This window comes from Streptomyces curacoi, assembly GCF_001513975.1.
GTDB classification, from domain to species: domain Bacteria; phylum Actinomycetota; class Actinomycetes; order Streptomycetales; family Streptomycetaceae; genus Streptomyces; species Streptomyces curacoi.
The window spans coordinates 1-7,236 of the sequence record NZ_KQ948006.1; the positions used below are offsets into that span (position 1 = coordinate 1).

The 7,236-nt window shown below is 72.7% G+C and carries 1 protein-coding gene; it reads left to right on the forward strand.

Annotated features, from left to right (window positions below):
- Window positions 1-22: 22 nt before the first annotated feature.
- On the forward strand, window positions 23-7,236 hold a 7,214-nt coding region (locus AQI70_RS36730), incomplete at its 3' end, for a non-ribosomal peptide synthetase (RefSeq protein ID WP_244181997.1).

Sequence of the window (7,236 nt, forward strand, 5' to 3'; positions counted from 1 at the left end):
CGGGGCTGTTGTTGGTGGGTTGGTGAAGTCGGTCAAGGAGCAGTTGGCCGGGGTGCCGGACAAGGGGATCGGTTATGGGTTGTTGCGGTTCCTGAACGCGGAGACGGGGAGTGAGTTGGCGGAGCTGCCGGACGGGCAGATCACCTTCAACTACCTGGGCGACCTCGCGGAAGTCCCCTCCCGTTCAGGACACGACAGCTGGGTTCCCGCACCCGAGGCGGGCGGGCTGCAAGCGCCGTCGGGCGCGGACATGCCCGTCCTGTCCGCCCTCGACGTGACCGCCGCGGTCACCGGGGAGGAGCCTCGGCTGTCCGCCGAGTTCAGCTTCCCCTCCGGGGTGCTGTCCCCGGCGGAGGTACGGGACCTCGCCGACCTGTGGGTGGCCGCCCTGGAAGGGCTCGCCCGGCACGTCAGTGCCCCTGGGGCGGGCGGCCTGACCCCCTCCGACCTGCCGCTGGTCAAGGTGAGCCAGCAGGACATCGACCGGTGGGAGTCCCGTTACCCCCGGCTCGCCGACGTATGGTCGCTGACCCCGCTCCAGTCCGGGCTGCTCTTCCATGCCGCGCTGGCCGACACGTCCTTCGACGCCTACCGGATTCAGCTTGTCTTCCATCTGGGCGGACAGGTCGACGCGGACCGCATGCGGGCGGCCGGCCAGGCCCTGCTCGACCGGCACGCCGCCCTGCGTACGGCATTCGTCACCGCGGACAACGGAGAGCCGGTGCAACTCGTCGTCGACGGGGTGACCCTGCCCTGGCGGGAGATCGACCTGACCGCCGCCGACGCCGGTCCGGCCGTCGACCGGTTCCTGGCCGAGGACCTGGGCCGGCACTTCGCCCTGGACACCCCGCCGCTGCTGCGGATGACCCTGCTGCGCACCGGCGCCGACCGTGCCGAACTCGTCCTCACCTCGCACCATCTGCTGTTCGACGGCTGGTCGTTGCCGGTCCTGATGACCGAACTGCTGCGGCTGTACGCCACCGCCGGCGACCCGTCCGGCCTGCCCCGGCCGCGCGACTTCCGGCAGTTCCTGCGGTGGCTGGCCCAACGAGATCGCACGGCCTCCGAGTGGGCATGGGCCGACGAACTCGATGGCGTCGAGGAACCCACCCTGCTCGCCCCCGTCCTCACCGGGCCGGGAACCGGCCCCGACGACGATCCCGACGGCATCGGACGGCTCCACGTACCCCTGTCCACCGCCGACGCGATGCTCCTGACCCGGCGCGCGGCGGAACTCGGCGTCACGGTCAACACCGTGCTCCAGAGCGCCTGGGGACTGCTGCTGGCGCAGCTCACCGGACGGCAGGACGTCGTGTTCGGCACCACCGTCTCCGGCCGGCCGGCCGAAGTCGCCGGAGTGGACACGATGGTCGGACTGTTCGTCAACACGGTCCCGACACGGGTGCGGTTCACCCCGTACGACACCGTCGCCGACCTGCTGACCGGGTTGCAGCAGCGGCAGGCCGCGCTGCTCGAACACCACCACCACGGGCTCACCGAACTGCACCGGCTGACCGGGCTGGACGTGCTGTTCGACACCCTGGTCGCCTACGAGTCCTACCCGGTCGACCGCGCGGGCATCACCGAGGCCAACACCGCCGCCGGTGTCGAGATCACCGGCATCCGCCCGTTCACCATCACCCACTACCCGCTCACCCTGCTCGCCGCCGCCGACCCGCACCTGCGCGTCACGCTCCAGTACCAGCCGCAGGCGCTCAGCGCCACGGCGGCCGAAGAGCTGGCGGAGCGACTCGCCCACGTACTGCGCCTGCTCACCGGCGATCCCGCAACTCCGTTGGTCTCGCTGGACACACTGCTGCCGGGTGAGCGCGACCGCCTGCTGCACGCGCACAACGACACGAAGGTGCCGCTGCCCGACCTGACCGTGGCCGACCTGACGGGACGACAGGCTGCCCGCACCCCCGAGGCGATCGCCGTGGCCGACGAGCACGGCTCGCTCACCTACCGCGAACTCGAAGCCGAGGCCAACCGGCTGGCGCATGCGCTGATCGCCCGCGGGGCCGGCCCGGAGTCCGTGATCGCGGTGGCCCTGCCGCGGTCGGCCCGGCTGGTGACAGTGATCCTCGGCGTCCTGAAGTCGGGCGCCGCCTATCTGCCCGTCGACCCCGACTTCCCCGGCACCCGGCTCGACCACGTACTGTCCGACGCCCGGCCCCTGCTGATCCTCACCGACGCGGCGACCTCGGCGACGCTGCCGTGCCCGGAGACCCCCCGCCTCCTCGTCGACACGATCCCCGCGGCCGCGGACACCGATCCGGGCCGTCGGGCACGGCCCGACAGCGCCGCGTACGTGATGTACACCTCGGGGTCGAGCGGCACCCCCAAGGGCGTCACCATCACACATCGCAACGTGGTCAACGGCGTGGCGGGCCTGGTGGACAGCCTGGGCGTGCCGCCCGGCGGCCGGACGCTGGCCGGTACCTCGATCTCCTTCGACGTCTCGGTGTTCGAGATGTTCACCACGCTGAGCACGGGCGGCACCGTGGAAGTGGTCCGCGACGTGCTGGCGCTGGGCGAGCGGGAGAACTGGGCCGGCGGCGTGCTCAGCACGGTGCCGTCCGCCTTCGGGGAGCTCGCCGAGCGACTGGCCGGCCGGGTCACCGCGGAGGCGGTGGTCTTCGCGGGTGAGGCGCTGTCCGCCGGGCTGGCCGACCGCGTCCGGCAGTCGCTGCCCGGCGCACGGGTGGTCAACGCGTACGGGCAGAGCGAGACGTTCTACGCCACCACGTTCACCCTGCCCGACGACCGGGACCTGCCGTCCGACGCCGCCGTGCCGATCGGCCTGCCGCTGGGCAATGTGCGGGTGTACGTCCTCGGTCCCGGGCTCGACCCCGTGCCGACGGGTGTGACGGGCGAACTCTACGTCGCGGGCGCGTGCGTGGGCCGGGGATACCTGGGCCGCTCCGGGCCCACCGCCGACCGGTTCGTGCCGGACCCGTTCGGACCGCCCGGGTCCCGGATGTACCGCACCGGTGACCTCGGCCGCCGCAACGCCCACGGTGAACTCGAATACACCGGGCGGGCCGACGCGCAGGTGAAGGTCCGCGGCTACCGCATCGAACCCGCGGAGGTGGAGGCGGCGCTGGCCGAACACCCCGCCGTGGGCCAGGTCGTGGTCATCGCCAGGGCCACCGGCGCGGAGCGCAGGCTGGTGGCCTACGTGACGCCGGGCGGCCCCGCGCCGGCGGAAGAGATACGCGCCTTCGCCGAGAGCCGGCTGCCCGCGTACATGGTGCCCTCCGCCGTGGTGCTGCTGGACCGGTTCCCGCTGACGCCCAGCGGAAAGCTGGACCGACGCGCCCTGCCCGAGCCGGAGTTCACCGGTACTGCCTACCGGGCCCCGCGCACCCGGGGCGAGGACGCCCTGGCGCGGCTGTTCGCCGAGGTCCTCGGGGTGGACCGGGTCGGTGTGGACGACGACTTCTTCGCCCTCGGCGGCCACTCCCTGCTGGCCACCCGGCTGACCGGCCGGATTCGCGCCGCACTGGGAGCGGAGGTCTCCATCCGCGCCGTACTGGAGGCACCGACGGTCGCCCGGCTGGCCGCCCGGCTGCGGGACGGCGCACGCCTGCGGCCCGCACTGACCCGCGCGCGGCGCCCGGACCGCATCCCGCTGTCGTACGCGCAGCGCCGCATGTGGTTCATCGACCGCTTCGAGGGGCCGTCCGCCACCTACAACCTGCCGCTCGCGGTGCGCCTCAACGGCTTGCTGGACGTGCCCGCGCTCGCTTCGGCGGTGGTGGACCTGCTCGGCCGGCACGAGAGCCTGCGCACCCTGATCGCCGAGGACGAGGCGGGGACCGCATACCAACGCGTCCTTGCCGCCGAGCAGGTGATGCCGGACATCCCGGTCCTGCCGGTGACCGAGGACGACGTACCCCGGCTGATCACCGAGTGCGCCGCGCACGAATTCGACCTGTACACCGAACTGCCGCTCCGTGTAAGGCTGTTGCGTATCGCACCCGACGTGCATGTGCTCGTGCTGGTCGTCCACCACATCGCCGCCGACGGCGGGTCCGCGGCACCGCTGACCCGGGACCTCTCCGTCGCCTACGCGGCACGGCGCGCGGGCAGCGCGCCGAAGTGGCCGGACCTGCCGGTGCAGTACGCCGACTACACGCTGTGGCACAACGGCATGCTCGGCGCCGAGCACGACCCGGACAGCCTGCTCGCCGAGCAGTTCGCCTACTGGCGCGCCGAACTGGCCGACGCGCCCGGGCCCATCGCGCTGCCGACCGACCGGCCCAGGCCCGCGGTGGCCGGCCACCGCGGTGACCGCGTCGACTTCGCGATCGACGCGGAGCTGATGGCGGCGGTCGACGAGCTGGCACAGTCCCGCGGGGCCACCGCGGCCATGGTGCTGCAGGCGGCGCTGGCCGTGCTGCTGCACCAGCTGGGCGCGGGCGACGACATCACCATCGGCTCGCCGATCGCGGGCCGTACCGACGAGGCGCTCACCGACCTGGTCGGGTTCTTCGTCAACACCTGGGTGCTGCGCGCCGGACTGTCCGGCAACCCCTCGTTCAACCGGCTTCTGGAAGAGGTCCGCGGCAAGGCGCTGGCGGCCTACGACCACCAGGACGCGCCCTTCGAGCGGCTGGTGGAACTGCTCAACCCGGACCGCTCCACCGCGCACCACCCACTGTTCCAGGTCATGTTCGCCTGGCAGAACACGGCCCCACTGGACCTCGACCTGCCGGGCCTGCGGGTGACCGCCGAGCCGGTCCCGGCCCTCACCGCCAAGTTCGACCTGCTGGTCAACCTCGCCCCGGATCCGGAGGGCGGCGCCTCGGGCGCCATCGAGTACGCCACCGAGCTGTTCGACCGACCGAGCGTCGAACTGCTCGGCGACCGCTTCCTGCGGGTGCTGCGCCGGGTGGTCACGGAACCGGAGACGCGGATCGGCGCCGTCGACGCTCTGGACGCCGCCGAACGGCACCGCCTTCTGGGGGAGTTGAACGACACCCGGGCACCGCTGCCCGCGCTGACGGTCGCCGACCTGTTCGCCCGGCAGGCGGAGCGGACACCGCACACGACCGCGCTGGTCTGGCAGGACACGGAGGTGACCTACCGACAGCTGCACCAGCGCGCCGGCCGGCTGGCCCGGGTGCTGGCCGGGCGCGGGGTGGGCCCCGAAGTGCTGGTGGCCGTCGCGCTGCCCAGGACCGCGGACCTGGTCGTGGCGATCCTCGCCGTGCTCATGTCCGGCGGCGTCCACCTGCCGGTCGACCCGGCCCACCCCAGTCGGCGCCTGGGCCACATCCTGGCCGACGCACATCCGCACCTGGTCCTCACCGACACCGCCACCGCTGCCGAGTTGCCGCTCGACGGTCCGTCCCGGCTGATGCTCGACCGGCTGCACGACGTGCCGGAGCGGGAACCGTCCGGGGTACGGCCGGACAACCTGGCCTATCTGATGTACACCTCCGGGACCACCGGCACGCCCAAGGGGGTGGGCATCACTCATCAGGCGCTCACCAACGGTGTGCGCGCGCTCATCCGCACGGCCGACGTGACACCGCGGACCCGGATGCTTGCCGGGACCTCGGTCAATTTCGACGTGTCGCTGTTCGAGATGTTCACCACGCTGTGCGCGGGCGGGACCGTCGAGCTCGTACGGGACGCTCTCGTCCTCGGCGAGCGGAACGGCTGGACCGGCGGCGTGCTCAGCACCGTGCCGTCGGTCCTCGCCGGGCTGGCGGACGACATCGCCGGACGCACCGGCGTCGACACGGTCGTGCTCGCCGGCGAGGCCCTGACGACGCGGCTGGCCCGGCAGGTCCGCGCGGCACTGCCCGATGCCCGGATGATCAACGCATACGGCCAGAGCGAGTCCTTCTACGCCTCGGCGTTCGAGGTGGACGACGCCGCCGCACTCCCGGACACGGGCGTCGTACCGGTCGGCAGGCCGCTGGCCAACATGCGGATGTACGTCCTGGGACGCGGTCTCGTCCCGGTGCCGCCCGGCGCCGTCGGCGAACTGTATGTCGGTGGCCTGGTCGGCCGCGGCTACCGGGGACGCCCGGGGCTGACCGCCGAGCGGTTCGTGCCGGACCCGTTCGGGCCGCCCGGGGCGCGGATGTACCGCACGGGAGACCTGGCGCGGATCACCGGGGACGGGCAGGTCGAGTGCGTGGGACGCGCCGACTCCCAGATGAAGGTGCGCGGCTTCCGCATCGAAGCCGGGGAGATCGAGGCCGTGCTCACGGGCCACCCCGGCGTGGCTCAGGCCGTGGTGCGCGCCTGGGAGGATGCCGCCGGCGGCAAGCGGCTGGTCGCCTACGTGGTCCCGGTGGGACCCGGCACCCTCGACGACGTCGACCTGACCGCGGGCATGTCGGTGACCGAACTGCGTGGCCACGTCGCTGCCCGGCTGCCCGACTACATGGTGCCCGCCGCGTTCGTGGTGCTGGACCGCCTCCCCCTGAACGCCAACGGCAAGCTCGACCGGGCCGCGCTGCCCGAACCGGAGCAGGTCGGTGACGCCTACCGGGCGCCCGAGTCGGTGCCGGAGCAGGTCCTGGCCGGCGTCTACGCCGAGGTGCTGGGGCTGGACCGGGTCGGCGTGGACGACGACTTCTTCGCCATCGGCGGCGACAGCATCCGCTCCATCCAGGTGGTCGCCCGCGCGAAGACACAGGGTCTGGCCATCACACCGCGCCAGGTCTTCGAGTGCCGGACCGTGGCCGAACTCGCCCGGGCCGCGCTCCCGGAGGGCGCGGACGGCGGCACCCCCGTGCTCGCGGAGCTGCCCGGCGGCGCTGTGGGCTGGATGCCCCTGCTGCCCATGGCCAGGTATCTGCTCGAACTGGGCGGGAGCCACGACCGGTACGCCATGTCGATGGTGCTCGAACTCCCGGACGGGATCACCGAGGACGGCCTGATCGCGACGCTGGCCGCCGTGATCGAACGACACGACGTGCTGCGCTCGACCCTCACCACCGGGCCCGAACCGGGCCTGTTCGTCGGCGCCCCCGGATCGGTGGACCCCGCCGCGTGGCTCCGCGTCGTCGACGCTGCCGCGACCGACGAGTGGGAACGGCAGGCGGCGGCCGAACTGGATGCCGCCGCGGCACGCCTCGCTCCGTCCGCCGGCGTGATGGGGCAGTTCGTCTGGCTGCGGCCGACGACGGGCCCTGGTCGGTTGTTGGTGGTTTTGCATCATTTGGTGGTGGATGGGGTGTCGTGGCGGGTGTTGTTGGGGGATTTGGTTGC